Source organism: Rhizobium sp. S163 (assembly GCF_030380805.1).
Taxonomy (GTDB): Bacteria; Pseudomonadota; Alphaproteobacteria; order Rhizobiales; family Rhizobiaceae; genus Rhizobium.
Genome location: NZ_JAUDSA010000018.1, coordinates 706,300 through 722,969 on the forward strand (window position 1 = coordinate 706,300; position 16,670 = coordinate 722,969).

The 16,670-nt window shown below is 61.9% G+C and carries 22 protein-coding genes; 9 read left to right on the forward strand and 13 right to left on the reverse strand.

All coding sequences use genetic code 11. The features are described 5' to 3' along the window. Positions 1-158 precede the first annotated feature (158 nt). Together glcF and QTL96_RS19030 are read left to right on the forward strand one after the other, a co-directional pair. Positions 159-1,487 (forward strand): glycolate oxidase subunit GlcF, encoded by a 1,329-nt coding sequence (gene glcF / locus QTL96_RS19025; protein WP_289728742.1) that lies wholly within the window; start codon positions 159-161, stop codon positions 1,485-1,487. A gap of 73 nt (positions 1,488-1,560) precedes the next feature. Further along, complete coding sequence (locus QTL96_RS19030) at positions 1,561-1,998, forward strand: hypothetical protein (RefSeq protein WP_289728743.1); 438 nt, start codon at positions 1,561-1,563, stop codon at positions 1,996-1,998. 43 nt (positions 1,999-2,041) lie between these two features. Here the strand turns inward: QTL96_RS19030 and QTL96_RS19035 are convergent, their stop codons facing one another. Beyond that, positions 2,042-2,713 (reverse strand): L,D-transpeptidase, encoded by a 672-nt coding sequence (locus QTL96_RS19035; RefSeq protein ID WP_018898549.1) that lies wholly within the window; start codon positions 2,711-2,713, stop codon positions 2,042-2,044. A gap of 123 nt (positions 2,714-2,836) precedes the next feature. Continuing rightward, positions 2,837-3,580 (reverse strand): L,D-transpeptidase, encoded by a 744-nt coding sequence (locus QTL96_RS19040; RefSeq protein ID WP_289728744.1) that lies wholly within the window; start codon positions 3,578-3,580, stop codon positions 2,837-2,839. Positions 3,581-3,792: 212 nt separating this feature from the next. On the opposite strand from QTL96_RS19040, the gene QTL96_RS19045 reads away from it, so the two are divergent. Together QTL96_RS19045 and QTL96_RS19050 are read left to right on the forward strand one after the other, a co-directional pair. Beyond that, entirely contained in the window at positions 3,793-4,422 is a 630-nt protein-coding gene (locus tag QTL96_RS19045; RefSeq protein WP_018898551.1) for a DNA-3-methyladenine glycosylase I, read from the forward strand. Further along, complete coding sequence (locus QTL96_RS19050; RefSeq protein ID WP_289728745.1) at positions 4,419-4,919, forward strand: hypothetical protein; 501 nt, start codon at positions 4,419-4,421, stop codon at positions 4,917-4,919. Before QTL96_RS19045 ends, QTL96_RS19050 begins: the two co-directional genes overlap by 4 nt. Positions 4,920-4,931: 12 nt before the next feature. On the opposite strand, the gene QTL96_RS19055 is transcribed toward QTL96_RS19050, so the two are convergent. The 4 genes from QTL96_RS19055 to QTL96_RS19070 form a co-directional block, all read right to left on the reverse strand. After that, positions 4,932-5,636 (reverse strand): HAD family hydrolase, encoded by a 705-nt coding sequence (locus QTL96_RS19055; protein ID WP_111561783.1) that lies wholly within the window; start codon positions 5,634-5,636, stop codon positions 4,932-4,934. A gap of 65 nt (positions 5,637-5,701) precedes the next feature. Further along, entirely contained in the window at positions 5,702-6,229 is a 528-nt protein-coding gene (locus tag QTL96_RS19060; protein ID WP_289728746.1) for a TadE/TadG family type IV pilus assembly protein, read from the reverse strand. Then, complete coding sequence (locus tag QTL96_RS19065) at positions 6,229-6,753, reverse strand: TadE/TadG family type IV pilus assembly protein (RefSeq protein WP_289728747.1); 525 nt, start codon at positions 6,751-6,753, stop codon at positions 6,229-6,231. Before QTL96_RS19065 ends, QTL96_RS19060 begins: the two co-directional genes overlap by 1 nt. Before the next feature lie 5 nt (positions 6,754-6,758). After that, positions 6,759-8,102 (reverse strand): pilus assembly protein TadG-related protein, encoded by a 1,344-nt coding sequence (locus tag QTL96_RS19070; protein ID WP_289728748.1) that lies wholly within the window; start codon positions 8,100-8,102, stop codon positions 6,759-6,761. A gap of 329 nt (positions 8,103-8,431) precedes the next feature. Here QTL96_RS19070 and QTL96_RS19075 point away from each other — a divergent pair, with 329 nt between their 5' ends. After that, entirely contained in the window at positions 8,432-9,481 is a 1,050-nt protein-coding gene (locus QTL96_RS19075; protein ID WP_289728749.1) for an aldo/keto reductase, read from the forward strand. Positions 9,482-9,545: 64 nt separating this feature from the next. On the opposite strand, the gene QTL96_RS19080 is transcribed toward QTL96_RS19075, so the two are convergent. From QTL96_RS19080 to QTL96_RS19105, 6 genes are all read right to left on the reverse strand, one after another. Beyond that, positions 9,546-9,917 (reverse strand): DUF305 domain-containing protein, encoded by a 372-nt coding sequence (locus QTL96_RS19080; protein ID WP_289728750.1) that lies wholly within the window; start codon positions 9,915-9,917, stop codon positions 9,546-9,548. A 74-nt stretch (positions 9,918-9,991) separates the two neighbouring features. Further along, a complete protein-coding gene (locus tag QTL96_RS19085) occupies positions 9,992-10,450 on the reverse strand; it encodes a hypothetical protein (protein WP_354669141.1) in 459 nt (152 codons plus the stop codon). Next, positions 10,416-10,730 (reverse strand): BrnA antitoxin family protein, encoded by a 315-nt coding sequence (locus QTL96_RS19090; protein ID WP_289728751.1) that lies wholly within the window; start codon positions 10,728-10,730, stop codon positions 10,416-10,418. The genes QTL96_RS19085 and QTL96_RS19090 overlap by 35 nt, the downstream gene beginning before the upstream one ends. After that, positions 10,693-10,971: a BrnT family toxin gene (locus tag QTL96_RS19095; RefSeq protein ID WP_289728752.1), complete on the reverse strand. Its 279-nt coding sequence runs from the start codon at positions 10,969-10,971 to the stop codon at positions 10,693-10,695. The genes QTL96_RS19090 and QTL96_RS19095 overlap by 38 nt, the downstream gene beginning before the upstream one ends. A gap of 65 nt (positions 10,972-11,036) precedes the next feature. Next, on the reverse strand, positions 11,037-11,792 hold the full coding sequence (locus QTL96_RS19100) for a hypothetical protein (RefSeq protein WP_289728753.1): 756 nt from the start codon (positions 11,790-11,792) through the stop codon (positions 11,037-11,039). A 12-nt stretch (positions 11,793-11,804) separates the two neighbouring features. Continuing rightward, positions 11,805-12,005, reverse strand: a complete 201-nt coding sequence (locus tag QTL96_RS19105; RefSeq protein ID WP_289728754.1) for a hypothetical protein — start codon at positions 12,003-12,005, stop codon at positions 11,805-11,807. A gap of 128 nt (positions 12,006-12,133) precedes the next feature. On the opposite strand from QTL96_RS19105, the gene hisS reads away from it, so the two are divergent. The 4 genes from hisS (at position 12,134) to QTL96_RS19125 (ending at position 15,959) form a co-directional block, all read left to right on the forward strand. After that, positions 12,134-13,654, forward strand: a complete 1,521-nt coding sequence (gene hisS, locus QTL96_RS19110) for a histidine--tRNA ligase (protein WP_289728755.1) — start codon at positions 12,134-12,136, stop codon at positions 13,652-13,654. A 180-nt stretch (positions 13,655-13,834) separates the two neighbouring features. Beyond that, positions 13,835-14,953, forward strand: a complete 1,119-nt coding sequence (locus QTL96_RS19115) for an ATP phosphoribosyltransferase regulatory subunit (protein ID WP_289728756.1) — start codon at positions 13,835-13,837, stop codon at positions 14,951-14,953. Next, positions 14,953-15,648 (forward strand): ATP phosphoribosyltransferase, encoded by a 696-nt coding sequence (gene hisG, locus QTL96_RS19120; protein ID WP_289728757.1) that lies wholly within the window; start codon positions 14,953-14,955, stop codon positions 15,646-15,648. The genes QTL96_RS19115 and hisG overlap by 1 nt, the downstream gene beginning before the upstream one ends. Further along, on the forward strand, positions 15,648-15,959 hold the full coding sequence (locus QTL96_RS19125; RefSeq protein WP_289728758.1) for a hypothetical protein: 312 nt from the start codon (positions 15,648-15,650) through the stop codon (positions 15,957-15,959). The genes hisG and QTL96_RS19125 overlap by 1 nt, the downstream gene beginning before the upstream one ends. A 119-nt stretch (positions 15,960-16,078) precedes the next feature. On the opposite strand, the gene QTL96_RS19130 is transcribed toward QTL96_RS19125, so the two are convergent. Then, entirely contained in the window at positions 16,079-16,525 is a 447-nt protein-coding gene (locus tag QTL96_RS19130; RefSeq protein WP_289728759.1) for a DoxX family protein, read from the reverse strand. Positions 16,526-16,670 lie beyond the last annotated feature (145 nt).

Sequence of the window (16,670 nt, forward strand, 5' to 3'; positions counted from 1 at the left end):
CGGACACGGCGACACATTGCAGCCGTTCAACGATCGCAAGGGTGATGATTTGGCACTGAAGATACCCAGGGTTAGCCCCTCCCCCTTGTGGGGAGGGGTTGGGGAGGGGTCTGTTTCGCCCCGCGATGCGCACGACAACCTGGGACCGTTAGCCTGACATGCAAACTAACTTCACCCCCGCCCAGCTTGCCGATCCCCATGTCGCGGCCTCCGAGCAAATCCTGCGCAAATGCGTCCATTGCGGCTTCTGCACCGCCACCTGTCCCACCTATGTCACGCTCGGCAACGAACTCGACAGCCCGCGCGGCCGCATCTATCTGATCAAGGACATGCTGGAAAACGACCGGCCGGCCGACACGGAGGTGGTCACCCATATCGACCGCTGTCTTTCCTGCCTCGCCTGCGTGACGACCTGTCCCTCCGGCGTCGATTACATGCACCTCGTCGATCACGCCCGCGCCAATATCGAAAAGACCTACAAGCGCCCCTTCATGAACCGGCTGACGCGCGGCATCCTCGCCGTCGTCCTGCCCTATCCCGGCCGTTTCCGCCTAGCGCTGCGGCTGGCCCGTATCGGCAGGCCGCTCGAAAGCCTGTTTCGTCGCCATCAGGCGCTGAAACCCTTCGCCGCCATGCTGGCGCTTGCCCCGCGCAGCCTGCCCGCACCCTCTCATCTGGCGACGCCGGCAATACACCCAGCCGAAAAAGGCGAGCAGCGAGGCCGCGTGGCGATCCTCACCGGCTGTGCCCAGCAGGTGCTCGACCCCGCCATCAACGCGGCGACCATCCGGCTTCTCACCCGTCTCGGCGTCGAGGTGGTCGTGCCCAAGGGAGAGGTCTGCTGCGGTTCGCTGGTCCATCACATGGGCCGCGAGGAGCAGGCATTGGAAAGCGCCCGCGCCAATGTCGATGTCTGGACCCGCGAAATCGAAGACGGCGGGCTCGATGCCATCATCATCACCGCGTCCGGCTGCGGCACGACGATCAAGGATTACGGCCACATGCTGCGGCTCGATCCAGCCTACGCCGAAAAGGCCGCCCGCGTATCGGCGCTCGCCCGCGATGTGACCGAGTACCTGGCGACGCTCGATTTCCCCTCGCATATGCCGAGGGGGCTGACGGTCGCCTATCACTCCGCCTGCTCGATGCAGCACGGCCAGAAGATCACGCTGGCGCCGAAGCAGCTGTTGAAAGCTGCTGGCTTTACGGTGCGCGATCCGGCCGAAGGCCACCTCTGTTGCGGCTCGGCCGGCACCTACAACATCATGCAGCCGGATATTTCCGACGCGCTGAAGGCTCGCAAGGTGAAGAACATCGAGGCGACAAAGCCCGATATCATCGCCACTGGCAATATCGGCTGCATCACCCAGATCGCGTCCGCCACTGGAATTCCCATATTGCACACCGTCGAGCTGCTCGATTGGGCCTATGGCGGCGACATGCCGGAGAAGTTGAAGGCCAGCCAAATTGACGGCCAACAAAATTAGCGGCCAGAAAAATTTAAGGGTTTCGGGCTAGCCTGACGCGGCCGGATCGTCCGGCGGCATTTGGAGCTCAAGCATGCATCGTTTCATCCTGGCGTTCGCCGCTCTTCTTGGCGCCACCGAAGTCGCACACGCCGACAGCCGTTTCTTCTGTTCCGCCGACGACAAGAATGTGCGTTTCACCGTCGAAAGCGGCTTCAAGGCGGAGAACGGGCACGTCCTCAATCACTTCCGCGGTGCGCTCATTCTGAAGAACGAAACCGCGCCGCAGCCGCTGGGCAGGATCGATCTCGATTCAGACAGCCTGACGAACCACTGGTCGCATGCCGGCGAACTCAGGCTCGAGGTTCTCTATGATGGTGGTAAAGCAGCGGGTGGCCAGACGGCCAATCTGATCGTCTCGGCCGAACAGCGCAACAATGCCAAGGCCTTTGCCGGCACCTACGAACTCGCGATCGAGGGCGGTGCGGCGCCGCAGGCCTTCAACGGCAAGGTCAGCTGCGGATCGAAATAGGCGGCCGGAAATCCAGCCGCCCTTCTTTTCATGACATGAGGCGTCAGCCGCCGAAGATCGTTCTCAGAACGTCGATGCCGCGGTCGTCGAAGGCGACATTGCCCTGCTTGTTGCCGGGGCCGACGACGATGACCTTGGTGCCGACGGGAACGCGGTCGTAGAGATCGGCGACGTCGTCATTAACCATGCGGATGCAGCCAGAAGACAGGTTGAGGCCGATCGTCCAGGGCTGGTTGGTGCCGTGGATGCGGAAGATCGTATCGCGGCCGCCCTGGTAGAGATACATGGCGCGGGCGCCGAGCGGATTGTCGGGGCCACCCGGCTGTACGGCCGGCAGGTTGTGGCCAGCGCGGGCCTCGCGGACGCGCATTTCAGCCGGCGGCGTCCAGGTCGGCCATTCAGCCTTGCGGCCGATCTTCACCACGCCCGACCAGCCGAAGCCTTCGCGGCCGACACCGATGCCGTAGCGCGTGGCCTTGTTGCGGCCTTCGACGAGGTAGAGATACTTATTGACCGTATCGACGATCACGGTGCCCGGCGCTTCATTGGTGATGAGGCGGACGACACGCTTCTTGTATTGCGGCTTGATCTGCTGGCTGTGCTTGACGCCACGAACGGCATCCGTCGCCGTCATCACGGGCTCGGCGCTGGCAACGGCCACCATACCCGACATCGCGACGGCAACGGCCGCCACGAGCAGAGACACTTTCTTCATTTCGATTTCCCTCTCAAGGCACGATCGCCGGCAAAGCTAACGGAATCGACCGGGATTTCAAGCTGGAAACCCTGAAAATGCGGGGGTAGGCGGCAAGGTGTGTCCTTGCCGCCATAAGAAAATTCAGATGACGATGACCCGCGTGCCCACTTTGACACGCTCGTAGAGGTCGACGACGTCCTCGTTGCGCAGGCGAATGCAGCCCGAGGAAACGGCGCTTCCGATCGTCCATGGGGCATTGGTGCCGTGGATGCGATAGAGCGTGGAGCCGAGATACATGGCGCGCGCGCCGAGCGGATTTTCCGGTCCGCCATCCATGCGTGCCGGTAGATAATGGCCCTTCGCCGCCTCGCGGCTGACCATTTCCGACGGCGGTGTCCAGTCCGGCCACTCGGACTTGCGGGTCACCTTGTGCACGCCGGCCCACTCGAAGCCCGGCTTGCCGACGCCGACGCCATAGCGCCGCGCCTTGCCGTTCGCCATGACGAGGTAGAGGAAGCGGTTGTTGGTATCGATGACGATGGTGCCTGGCGCTTCCTTGGTCTGGTAGTCGACCATCTGCGGCAGGAACTGCGGCTCGATCTGGCCACGGATCACCGGAACGCCAGGATTGATCGCCGAGACCTGCTGTGCTGCCGGCGCGCGACGAACGGCGCGCGGAGCAAACAGACCGCGCTGCTGCTGCACGATGACGGGGCGCTGATAAACGACGGGGCGAACATTGCCGCCGCTGAGCTGCATGATCCACGGTGCCGCGAGATCAGGGCTTAGCACGACAGGTGGACGGGAGACGTAACGGTCGTCGCCAAGGGCGGCCGTGGAAAAGACGCCGAGCAGGGCTGCGGCGAGCAAAACGGATTTCATCATCGGACGAACTCTCTACAATGGCCGAAAATGGACGGGCGGCATCCGCCACCTGCCGATCATGCTGCCACCGCGCTCGCCAGCGAATGGTAAACCCGCGTTCACTAAAAGCCGAACTGGCCCATAAACTTTTCGTCAGGGTTATCGTTCGGTTTGGAAACAGGGTTTGCAAATGGTAAAGCCGGATTCGCAGCCGCTGAAACGAATGGAACGTGATGAGCGAGACAGGCATTACAATCGGTGAGGACGGCAAGAGCCGCTGTCATTGGCACGGCAACCTGCCGGATTATCTGCGCTATCACGACGAGGAATGGGGCAGGCCGGTCGTCAACGACATCCGCCTGTTCGAGAAGATCTGCCTCGAAGGCTTCCAGTCCGGCCTCTCCTGGCTCACCATCCTGCGCAAGCGCGAGAATTTCCGCGCGGCCTTCGCCGGCTTCGATTTCGAGAAGGTGGCGCTGTTTACCGATGAGGATGTCGAGCGTTGCGTGGCCGATGCCGGCATTATCCGCCATCGCGGCAAGATCGTCTCGACGATCAACAATGCCAAGCGCGCGATAGAGCTGCGCGACGAGTTCGGCTCGCTCGCGCATTATTTCTGGAGCTACGAGCCCGGTCACAATGAGCGCCCCAAGGTGGTCGATCGCGCCACGATCATGGCCAATCCGACGACGCCCACCTCGGTCGCCATATCCAAGAATTTGAAGAAGCGCGGCTGGACCTTTGTCGGCCCGACCACAGTTTACGCATTCATGCAGGCAATGGGTCTCGTCAACGATCATCTCGAAGGCTGCTACTGCCGTCCCGAAGTAGAGGCGATGCGCGACGCATTGGTACGTCCATGAAGAAACTGAAACTGATGGCAATGGCGATCGCCGTAATCGCGATCGCGCCCGCCGCTATGGCGCAGACACCCGAGCTGCAGCGCGGCGAAAGGCTGGAAAAGCTGCAGTTTCCGGCGGCGACGATGGAGCTCAAGGGCTGGACGAAATTCGGCAATGGCAAGGTCTACACCTTGCCCGTCAAGGCCGGCCAGCATGTGAAGATCGATTTCTCGACGAAGAGCCAGTTCGCTTTCCTCGCGATCTTCGATCTCGCGGCACCCGACGACGAGGCGATCTTCGGCACCGACGAGGACGGGCAGACCTTCCAGACGACGGTCAAGCAGGACGCCACCTGGCTGCTCCGCCCCTATTATTCCAAGGCCTCGCCAAGACGCGGCCTCGGCGCACCCTACAGCATTCTCGTGGAACCGCAGGCGGCCTCGGCCGCGCCGGCAACACCCGCGCCGGCCCCCGCCGACGACAGCAAGCCGTCGCCGCTCTTCCCGTCCCGCAAGTAAGCGGAGCTTCGTTTAACCGAGGCTGTCGATCACGCCGCGCAGTTCGCCGAGCCGTTCGATCTTGCGAAAGCGCGGCGCCTCCGTCGGCTCCTCGACATGCTCTAGCACCCAGGTCAGTTCGTGCGGCACGAACACGCCGTAGCTGCCGGCGGCGATCGCCGGCACGATGTCCGATTTCAGCGAGTTCCCCACCATCATCGCCCGCTCCGGTCCGCCGCCGATCTTGGAAAAGATGCGGCGATAGGTAACCGCCGTCTTGTCGGAAACGATCTCGACGGCATGGAAGAAATCGCCAAGGCCGGATTGCGCCAGCTTGCGCTCCTGGTCGAACAGGTCGCCCTTGGTGATCAGCACGAGCAGGTAATGGTCGGAAAGGGCGGCCAGCGTCTCGCGCACTTCAGGCAGCGTCTCCACCGGATGCGAAAGAAGATCCCGGCCGGTATCGAGGATTTGCGCGATCACCGAAGCCGGCACATTGCCCTCGGTAATCTCGATCGCCGTCTCGATCATCGACAGCGTGAAGCCTTTGATACCAAAGCCGTAATGCTGAAGATTGCGCTTCTCGGCGGCCAGCAGCCGATCCGAAACCACTGTGCCCTCCGCATAGTCGGAAAGCAGCTCGGTGAAGTGCGTTTCCGTCAGCCGGTAGAATTGCTCGTTCTGCCACAGCGTGTCGTCGGCATCGAAGCCGATCGTGGTCAGCGTGCGGGTCGTCATGGGCGCACCCCCTTGTTCGTTCAAAAACAATTAGGAGCCTCGCGCCTTCGCCGCAAGGGATTGCGTCACTGATAGACGATGGCGCCGATGAAGCGCGGGCGTGAAAAGGCGGTTTCCGCGAACGTCATGCTGCCGAAGCCCATGATGCTGGTCATCGCCGTGTAGCTGGCCGCACCCTCGACATAGATCACCGAGTCGCCGTCCGTCAGCTGCGGCAGCGTCGAAGTGCTGAGCACCTGCGCCTTCAACAGGCCGGCCGTGCCGCTCTCCTTCGTCCAGTCCAGCTTGTAAACCCCGGCGGTCTTCTTGATGCTGGAAATCCGAAGCGCGATCGGGGCCGTGCTGTTCTGCTGCAGATGCGTGAAGACGCTGTAGAGGTTGGACACGAAGGTATTGTCGATCGAGGTCTGGCGCGAAATCACGTCGGCGACGATGCCGTTGGCTTGCACGATATTCTGGTAGGTCCGGTACATGTCGAACACCGTGATGCTCGCCAGGAAGAAGAACAGCAGGATCGGCGCGAGAAGAGCGAATTCGATCGCGGATGCGCCGGAGCGCTCGCGGATCAGGCGGGAAAATACGTGCTTCAACATCAGGTCGGCTCGTTGACGAAGGCAAAGCTGGAGGTCAGCTGGATGGCGCCGGTGTTGTCTTTCGGGAAACTCAAGCCGAAGCCGAGCCCCGGCACCAAGGGATCGACGACATAACAGGCGCGGGTGAAGATGATCTGCGAGGGCTGGCCGGAATTGTAGGTCGTGACAGGATCGATGGCGACGGAGCGGTCGACGCAGGGCGTGCCCGTCGTCGGAAAGTCGGACGCCTTGGTGACCGGCGTGAACTCGATGCGGATCGACTTGACGCAATCGCTTAGGATCACCGCTTCCTTGCACACCGAAGCCTTGAAATCGGCATAGCTCATCTTGGCGCCGTTGATCTGCAGCGCGCGCGAGCTGCGACTGACGGCGCGGTCGAGCATGATCGACTGCGTCATGATGAAGCCTGCCTCGAAGATCGAGAAGATGACGGCAAAGACGATCGGCGCCAGGATGGCAAACTCGATCGCCGCCGCGCCCTTGCTGTCACCGAAAAGCCGGCGCGCGCTACTGAAAAAAACCATTCTCATTACTGCGTCAGTCTCAATTTGCGGATCGATGTCGAGATCGACTTGAACGCGTCGCCGATGCCGGAGCCGGAGGCTTGGTAGAAGTGGGCCGAGCTCGTCGCGCAGTTCTTCATGGCGTTGATCGCCGTGGTGTCGCTGCCGAGTTCGAAGCCGATGGTGAAGATGGTGATGCCTTTCGCCTTGGCGGTCGTGCAGATATTGCTCAAGTAGGTCGCCGTGTTGCCTGACATCGTGTAGTTGCTCGGGCTGAGATCCGGAGAGCGCTTGTAGTCGTTCGGGCGGAATTGCGCGGTGATCACGCCGTCAGTCATCAAGACGAGCACCTTCATCGTATCGGCGTCGCTGAAGCTGGAGGGGCGGTTGGAGAACTTCGAGGACATCTGCCCGCTCGCGATCGCCGCCTGCACGATGCTGGACGAGGCCGGATTGAGCAGCATGTAGCCCCACTGCATGGCGTTCTGCGTGCCTGTGCCGTCATAGAGCTGCAGCGCGTTCAGCCGGGCTTTGAGATAGGTCGCGTCATTGGAGAAATAGGTGATCGCGTCCTCTTCGCCGGGACACCACCACCATCTCTTTTCCTTGTCCGTCGTGTTGTAGTTCCAGTTGGTGAAGATCGGCAGGTTCGACCGAGCCTTGAAGCTCGGGATCGCATCGCTGCCAAAGCCTGCATTGTCGAGCTCGAAGCATGACCCCTTGTAATTCGGATCCTTGGTCGGCTGCGACTGGCCAGTCAGGCGGGAGCCGCCGAGCTTGTCGAACACCGCGGAACCCACGTTGACGTGGCCCGCATAGGGCACGACGCTGATCGTCGTATAGTCCTTGGTGTCATCGGTCAGGATCTGGTCGATGAACTGCTGCGAGGCGATCTTCAGGTTCTTGATCTTGCTGCCCACCATCGAGCCCGACATGTCGAGCATCAGCGAAAGCTCGATATTCTGCTTGGCCTCCTCGGCGCTCGACGCCGTCTTGATCGTCAACGTCTTGACGCCGGCCAGATGCATGAAGGCGGTGTTGATCGTGTAGGAGGCGTTGGCCGAGATCTTGCGCGAGTTCATCGCCGTCGCTTCGGAGAAGTCGATGGCCACGTGGGCGCCGTAGGCGAGATTGTTCATGTAGCTTTTCAGAACGTCGGCGGTCTTCTGCTTCTGCGACAGTGAGGCGGCGGCCAGCACGCCGCGATCAAGCCCGTCCTGCATTTCCACGCGCACGGCTTCATAGCGCGCGAGATCGACCCCTGCGCCACCGGCCAAGACCATTGGCACGAAAAGCAGCGCGACTATCATCGCCACGTTGCCGCGCTTGTTGCGCAGCAGTGAACTCACAAGCTGAACCAAAGATGTCATGATTGCCCCCGCATCTGCGAGGATTGTTTAGGTGGGTATCAATTAGAATTTTATGAATCCACTCGGAAAACGCAGTAAATATAATCGCTAAGAGCGAGAATTGTTGGGTGCAATCACGGTTGTGCGCCAATGAGTTGCGAGCGACCTATGTTGCCGCAACCCCTGCGTATCGCGCGAGCCGTTGAAACCGCGCACGCGCAACTTATGTCTGATGGGTTCATGCCTGCGGCAGGCGCCGCCACCCCAGCGCCGCGCCGCCCAAAAATCATAGAACCGGGATCATTCCCTCCGCCGGCTTCACGGCGGTCCTCACAAGGAAACGTTTGACCATGCGTTACAACCAGCTTGGAAATACCGGCCTGTTCGTCTCCGAAATCTGCCTGGGCACCATGACCTTCGGTGCCGCCGACGACAAAAGCCCTTGGGGCGCCATCGCTGATGTCGACCAGAAGGCGGCCGATGCGATCGTCGAGCGGTCGCTTTCGGCAGGCGTCAATTTTATCGATACCGCCGACGTCTATTCCTTCGGTGATTCCGAGAAGTTGCTCGGCCAGTCGCTGAAGAACCTCGGCGTTGCCCGCAAGGATGTCGTCATCGCCACCAAGGTCTACGGCGCGATGGGCGACAAGCCGAACGATCGCGGCGCCTCGCGCGGCCACATCATGGATTCGGTCGAAAAGAGCCTCGAGCGCCTGCAGACCGACCACATCGATCTCTACCAGATCCACGGCACCGACAGCGTCACCCCGATCGACGAGACGCTCAGGGCGATGGACGATCTCGTCTCGCGCGGCCTAGTGCGCTATGTCGGCGTTTCCAACTGGCAGGCGTGGCGCATCGCCAAGGCGCTTGGGATCTCGGAGCGTCGCGGCTTTGCCCGCTTCGAGACCGTGCAGGCCTATTACTCGATCGCCGGCCGCGATCTTGAGCGCGACATCGTGCCGATGATGAACGAGGAAAAGGTCGGCCTGATGGTCTGGTCGCCGCTCGCCGGCGGCTTGCTGTCGGGCAAATACGGCCCCGGCGCGCCCGGTAATGGCGAAGGCCGCCGCGCCGCCTTCGACTTCCCGCCTGTCGGCAAGGACCGCGCCTGGGCCTGCGTCGCCGTCATGCGCGAGATCGCCGAAAAGCACGGCGCCAGCGTCGCCACCGTGGCGCTCGCTTACGTTCTGGCCAAGCCTTTCGTGACGACTGTCATCATCGGCGCCAAGCGCATCGAACAGCTCGACCAGAACCTCGCAGCCGTCCGACTGAAACTCGATGCCGACGACCTGAAGAGGCTGGACGAGGTGAGCGAACTCGCGCCCGAATATCCCGGCTGGATGCTCTCCCGCCAGGGCGCCGGCCGCCGCCCCGCGCCGTTCGAACCGAAGGCTTGACCACAATCGAAGCGCTGGACGCCGAGACAAACCTGGCGTCCAGCATATAACTGCAGAGGCCGCCTTACTTGGCGTGCGCCTTCAGCCACGTCTGCATCTCGGTGATCTCGGCTTCCTGCGCCTTGATCACGCCCTCCGCCAGCTTGCGCATTTCGGGATCCTTCCCGTATTGCAGCTCCACCTTGGCCATGTTGATCGCCCCCTGATGATGGGCGATCATTCCGCGCACGAAGTCGATATCGGCGTCACCGCTGTATTCGATCATCATGTCCTTGTGCATCTTGTTGTTGGCCTCGGAAAAGGCATGGCTCGACGGGCTGTGGTCGCCCATCGGCATGCTCATATCCATGGGCTTGTCTTCCGCGCGTGCGGGAAGAGCGATGAACGATAGGCCGGCGACGAGACCGGTGGTAAGAGTGAGTAGTTTCAGAGACATGGGATATCCTTCCTCAGTCTGGCAATGAAAGTCCGATGCGGCTGATCTTGCCGCGTTTCTCAGGGTCTTGATTGTCAGGTCAACCGGGGAGGGGGCGCCTGCGGCGCCGGCCGCGCGCCGGGGAAGGCAAGCGCGATCGCGGGCGAGGGATAGGCGAAAACCTGCTTGCCATCGGCATGAACGATCACGTCGACGGGCACGACCAGGCAGGCAGAACAGAGCGGCATATGCGCCATGCCGCCGTCAGCACAGGGGTTCTTCTCCTCCGCTGAGCCTTTGACGGTCTCGTCCATATCCATACCCGGCATATGATGATGCGGCTTGCCGGCAGTCATATCGACAGCGGCGGGCTGGCTCATCGATGCGCACATCGGACATCCGGCCCACGCGAACATCGTTCCGTAGGTCAGCCAGGCCAGCATCATCGTCGCGATAGAGAAAAGCCGCATCGGCCAAACATAGGCAAGCCCGCCACCGCTGCCAAGACGTCGCGTCGCGCTAATCGAGCTTGGCGGCCTTGCGTAACGCATCATTGATCCGCCCCTGCCACCCCTTGCCGGTCGCCTTGAACGCGTCGATCACATCGGGATCGAGCCTCAGCGATATCTGCCGCTTCGGGCTCTCCAACACCGGCCGCCCGCGCGAACGCCGGATGCTCTCGGCAAGCTCGGGGAAGACCTCGGCAAAGGGGCGCGCCTTCTTGAAGTCCTCTTCGGTCCATTCGGGGTTCTCCGGGTCTTCGGCGATGCCGCGCTGGATAGCGGCCTCTTCCTCATCAGTGAGGCCGAGGATTTTTCGACTGGAATTCTTCATAGAGCCTCCTTTCCTGGCGGCTTGCCCGGCGCATCGAGATGACGGAAATCCCCTCGCTCCCGAGAATGGCGAAAACGACGGCAATCACATCCTCGATCAGGACACCCACGGCCTTCAACCGCGGGCTCCTGGCGTCGAGGATCAGCGCCGCGGCGAAGAAATCCTCATCCAGGTCACAAAAATCAAGCCCATGCTTTGCAGCATTGCGGACACGTTTCGGCTCATCCCAAACGATCTTCATCGATACGATACCGCAAAATAAAAGTGATACAATAAATCTTTGATTGCATCACGATATCTTGCAATTCACCAGGCTGCAATCACCTGATGGATCACCTGGTAATCCGCGCTTTCCTCGCCAATCGGCACCACCGGCCAGGCCCAAGCCGCCCGCGCCTCCGGCACTGCAACCCCGTGCGTCAGATCGCTTTCCTCGTGGGTCTTTCCATTGCGATCGATCACCGCATAGGAGACGTCGGTGACAAGGCAGCTTTTGAACGGCATGCGCGACAGGCCGGAAAGATGCGCCGCAATCAGCCGCTCCACCGTATCGTCAGGCATCCGCTCCCGCTCGGCCTCGAACCGCCGCTGCACCCCGCGCCCGATCTGCGAGAGCAGATTGGCTGAAACCACGAGGTCGAGATAGGGCACATTGCGCAGGAACCCCAGCGGCTCCGGCGTCTCGCCGGCCGCAAGTGCGTCATAGCCCGAGAGATCGCGCTCGATCAGCCGGACATTGCGATAGGCCTTGCGGCGCAGCTTCATCCTCACCGTCGCGACATGCACGAGATCGATCAGAACGACCGTATCGAAGCTGGCGGCCAGCTCCCGGATCGGCACATCGCGCAGCAAGCCCGACCCAAGAACCACGGCCGTCCGCCGCTGCTTGCAGCCCGCGATCGCGGCAAGGATCGCCCGCCTCGTATTCTCCTCATGCTCCGCCCACTGCCGGCTGCAGCGATTGGCGCGGGACCAGAGATTGACGGAGTAGCGGATATATTTTCGATGCGGCTTGCTGGTGGAAGGGAGGGTAGCTGCGTAGAGGAGGGCTTCTATGATCATGATCAGTCGAAGTTATTTCAACCCCCAGTTCGGATCGTCCTTTGCCAGGAGTTCGTATTCGGCTTCTGCTGCTTCCATGTCGGCAATATCCTCAAGATACTGCTCGATCACCTCATAGGCATACTTCTCCACCGACATCTCGGCTTCGGCCGCATGTTCGCTCAACACCCGGTATGATTCTTCCGACAATTCGACGGTGATGCGCTTGCCCATGGTTAAATCCTTTGCTGATACCAGGATAATAGCAGTCCGGCCTTGTGTTCGCCAGCCACCACCCTTGCCGCATCCGGCCCTTTCCGCTAGGAAACCGCCACTGTCACACTGAGCGGAAGACGTTGGAAATGAACGACAAGCAGAAGAAACCACAAAAGCTCAAGGCCAGACTTCCCCGCGGCTTCGTCGATCGTTCGGCGGCCGATATTCGCGTCGTCAACGAGATGACCGCGAAGATTCGCGAAGTCTACGAGCATTATGGTTTCGATCCTGTCGAAACGCCGCTCTTCGAATACACCGATGCGCTCGGCAAGTTCCTGCCGGATGCCGATCGGCCGAACGAAGGCGTCTTCTCGCTGCAGGATGACGACGAGCAGTGGATGTCGCTGCGTTACGACCTGACGGCGCCGCTCGCCCGCCATGTCGCCGAAAACTTCAACGAGATCCAGCTGCCCTACCGCACCTATCGCGCCGGCTATGTCTTCCGCAACGAGAAGCCCGGCCCAGGCCGCTTCCGCCAGTTCATGCAGTTCGACGCCGATACCGTCGGCGCGCCCGGCGTGCAGGCCGATGCCGAGATGTGCATGATGATGTCGGACACGCTGGAAGCCCTCGGCATCAAGCGCGGCGACTATGTCATCCGCGTCAACAACCGCAAGGTTTTGGATGGCGTTCTAGAGGCGATCGGCCTCGGCGGCGACGACAAGGCCGCCCAGCGTTTGAACGTGCTCCGCGCCATCGACAAGCTCGACAAGTTCGGCCCCGAGGGCGTGGCTCTCCTGCTCGGCCCCGGCCGCAAGGATGAATCAGGCGATTTCACCAAGGGTGCCGGCCTCGATCAGGGCCAGATCGACAAGGTCCTCTTCTTCGTCGGCATCAAGGATTATGCCGAAAGCGCCGCCCAGTTGGCCGAACTCGTCGCCGGCACCTCGAAGGGTGCTGAGGGCGTCGAGGAACTGAACCTCATCGGCGGTCTCGTCACCGGCGCCGGCTATCAGTCCGATCGCATCAAGATCGACCCCTCTGTCGTCCGTGGTCTCGAATACTACACCGGCCCGGTCTACGAAGCCGAGCTGCTGTTCGACGTCACCAACGAGAAGGGCGAGAAGGTCGTCTTCGGCTCCGTCGGCGGCGGCGGCCGTTATGATGGTCTGGTCTCGCGTTTCATGGGCCAGCCGGTTCCGGCCACGGGCTTCTCCATCGGCGTCTCGCGCCTGATGACGGCGCTGAAGAACCTCGGCAAGCTCGGCCAGAGCGAGGTTATCGAACCCGTCCTCGTCACAGTCATGGATGGCGATGTCGAGGCCATGGGCCGCTATCAGCGCATCACCCAGGAACTGCGTGCGGCCGGCATCCGCGCCGAAATGTACCAGGGCAACTGGAAGAAGTTCGGCAACCAGCTGAAATACGCCGACCGCCGCGGCTGCCCCGTCGCCATCATCCAGGGCGGTGATGAGCGTGCCGAGGGCGTCGTGCAGATCAAGGACCTGATCGAGGGCAAGCGCCTCTCCGGCGAGATCGAGGACAACGCCTCGTGGCGCGAAGCCCGGGTTGCGCAGGAGACCGTCAAGGAGGCCGATTTGGTCGCCAAGGTGAAGGAAATCCTGGCGGCGCAGGCGGAAGATCGCAAGCGAGCCTCTGATGTTTGAGCGGGGAATACCCCCCTCTGTCCTGCCGGACATCTCCCCCACAAGGGGGGAGATCGGCCAGGTTCATCCGCTCGCTCTACATTCACTGTTTGGCGCAAGCCGCGTAACACATCGATCTCCCCCCTTGTGGGGGAGATGTCCGGCAGGACAGAGGGGGGTAGCCCCGGAGACATCAACCCCATGCCCCTGATCAACCTCCCAGCCTTCTCCGAAGACCTGCTCGCCGAGTTCGCCGCCCGCCGCACCGAGCGCGTGGATACGCCAGTCATCCAGCCGGCCGAACCCTTTCTCGATATCGCCGGTGAAGACCTTCGCCGCCGCATCTTCATGACCGAGAGCGAAACCGGCGCCAGCCTGTGTCTCCGCCCGGAATTCACCATTCCTGTCTGCCTGCGCCATATCGAAAGCGCCATGGGTACGCCGAAGCGCTATGCCTATCTGGGCGAGGTCTTCCGCCAGCGCCGCGAAGGCGGCAATGAGTTTTATCAGGCGGGCATCGAGGATCTCGGCGATATCAATATCCCAAGCGCAGACGCCCGCGCCATTGGTGATGCGGCCGGCGTGCTCTCGCGCCTGCTGCCGGGCAGGAAACTGGCCGTAACGCTCGGCGATCAGGCTGTCTTCGAAGCCGTCGTCCAGGCGCTCGGCCTGCCGCTCGGCTGGCAGAAGCGGCTGATCCATGCCTTTGGCGACACCACCCATCTCGAGGCACTGCTCGCCAGCCTCGTGAGCCCGCAATTCGTCACCGGCCTCAGCGACGATATCGCCCGTCTTCTCGGCGCCGACGATGAAGAGGCGCTGGTCGCCCATATCGACGCCACCATGCAGGCGACGGGCTATTCCACCAATGCCAGCCGCTCGCCGCAGGATATCGCCCGCAGGCTGAAGGAGAAGCTGATCCTGTCGGAAACCCGGCTCGATGACGCGGCCTTCCTGGTGCTCAAGGAGTTCCTGTCGCTCAACGTGCCGCTGATCAATGCATCGGCCGCACTCTCCGGCTTCGCCGATGCCGCCGGCCTGAAGCTCGGCAACGCCCTGTCGCGCTTCGACGGACGCGTCGCCGCACTCGCCAATGCCGGCGTCGATCTCTCGCTCATCGATTATCGCGCCGCCTTCGGCCGACCGCTGGATTACTATACCGGCCTCGTCTTCGAGATCGGCGTCGAGGGCTCGGATGCCGTGCTCGCCGGTGGCGGACGCTTCGACAAGCTGATGACCCTGCTTGGCGCCAAGGAGCGCATCCCGGCCGTCGGCTTCTCGCTGTGGCTGGATCGCATCGAAACGGAAAGGGCCGCCTGATGACCATCACCATCGCGCTGCCCTCCAAGGGCCGGATGAAGGACGACGCATCGGCCATCTTCGAGAAGGCCGGAATGAAGATCACGGCTGTCGGCAACGACCGCTCCTATCGCGGCCGCGTCGAAGGCTGGGATGATGTCGAGGTCGCCTTCCTCTCTGCCTCCGAGATCTCCAAGGAACTCGGCAACGGCACGGTCGATTTCGGCGTCACCGGCGAAGACCTGATCCGAGAAGGCTTGGCGGAAGCCGACAAGCGTGTCGAATTCTGCGCTCGCCTCGGCTTCGGCCATGCGGATGTCATCGTCGCCGTGCCGGAGATCTGGCTCGATGTCGACAGCATGGCCGATCTCGGCGATGTCGCCACCGATTTCCGCGCCCGCCACGGCCGCCGCCTGACGATCGCCACCAAATACTGGCGGCTGACGCAGCAGTTCTTCTCGCGCCAGCACGGCATCCAGCTTTATCGCATCGTCGAAAGCCTTGGCGCCACTGAGGGCGCACCGGCCTCGGGCTCGGCCGACATCATCGTCGATATCACCTCGACGGGCTCGACGCTGCGCGCCAATCACCTGAAGATTCTGTCGGATGGCGTCATCCTGCGCTCCGAGGCTTGCCTAGTGCGCGCCCGCAAGGAAAGCCACGCCAACGAACCTTCGGTGAACCGACTGATTGAAGCCGTCCACGCCGCGCTCTGATGGCCGGCGAAGACGACAACATTGTAGCGGGCAGTGACAAGCCGGGCGCTGCCATGACGGAGCCACTTTTCCGATTTCAGCCACGCTGGAAAGAGGAACTCGTCGTCACGGGAAGCGGTGGCTCCTTCGTGCTGGAGTTGCCGATGGGCGTATTGTCTGCCTACCTTCCCAGCGAGATGGAGTGGAAAGAGCACGGGCCGGAATGGGCGCGTGACCTTTGGCCGGAGCTAAGGCGCGACCTGGAAGAATGGTGTCGCGCGCATGGTGCCGATCTCTATATAATCGCAACGGCAAGCGTTTATTCGCTTTAGCCGCTCGACTGCTGCAGAGACCACCGCGCAACCTTCTCACTTGATTGAGAACGTAAAAAAGCCCGCCGCCAGATGACCTGACGGCGGGCTTTTTTATGCTTGGGAGGATGTGGTGCCGATTATGCAGCGACCGGCAGGGCGCCACGGCGGGCGTCGATCGAGTAGAGGCCCGGGCCGAAGGTGGCGAGCAGGATGTAGGCGCCGGCGAGCGTGAAGTTCTTCATCAGCATGATGCCGTTGAGAGCGTTGATCCAGCCGAGAGCTGCATCCGGCCAGCCGGGAATGGCAACGGTGCCGGAGTGGAAGACGAGGCCGGTGAAGACGCAGAATGCGGCCAGAGCCCAGCCGACGATCTTCGTCTGGAAGCCGACGAGGACGGCAAGACCGGTGACGAGTTCGAACAGGCCGGCGAGGTAGGTCAGCGCGGTAGCGGCAGGCAGGCCGGCGCCGGTGATCATGCCGGCAGTGCTTGCCGGGTCGGTCAGCTTGCCGAAGCCCGAGTAGATGAAGATGAAGGACAGAAGAATGCGGGCGACGAGAATGACAATGTTCTGGGTATTCGACATGGAACTGTCTCCGGTTGAATGAGTTGAGACCGGTGTGCCCCCCGGCACGGTTGTCGATCTCGTATGCACCGTTTCTCCTCTTTTTTGGTCGTCATGGAAAGATAGACGGGAGCGGACAGTTCGTTCAGCAATAGTGAACGACAAT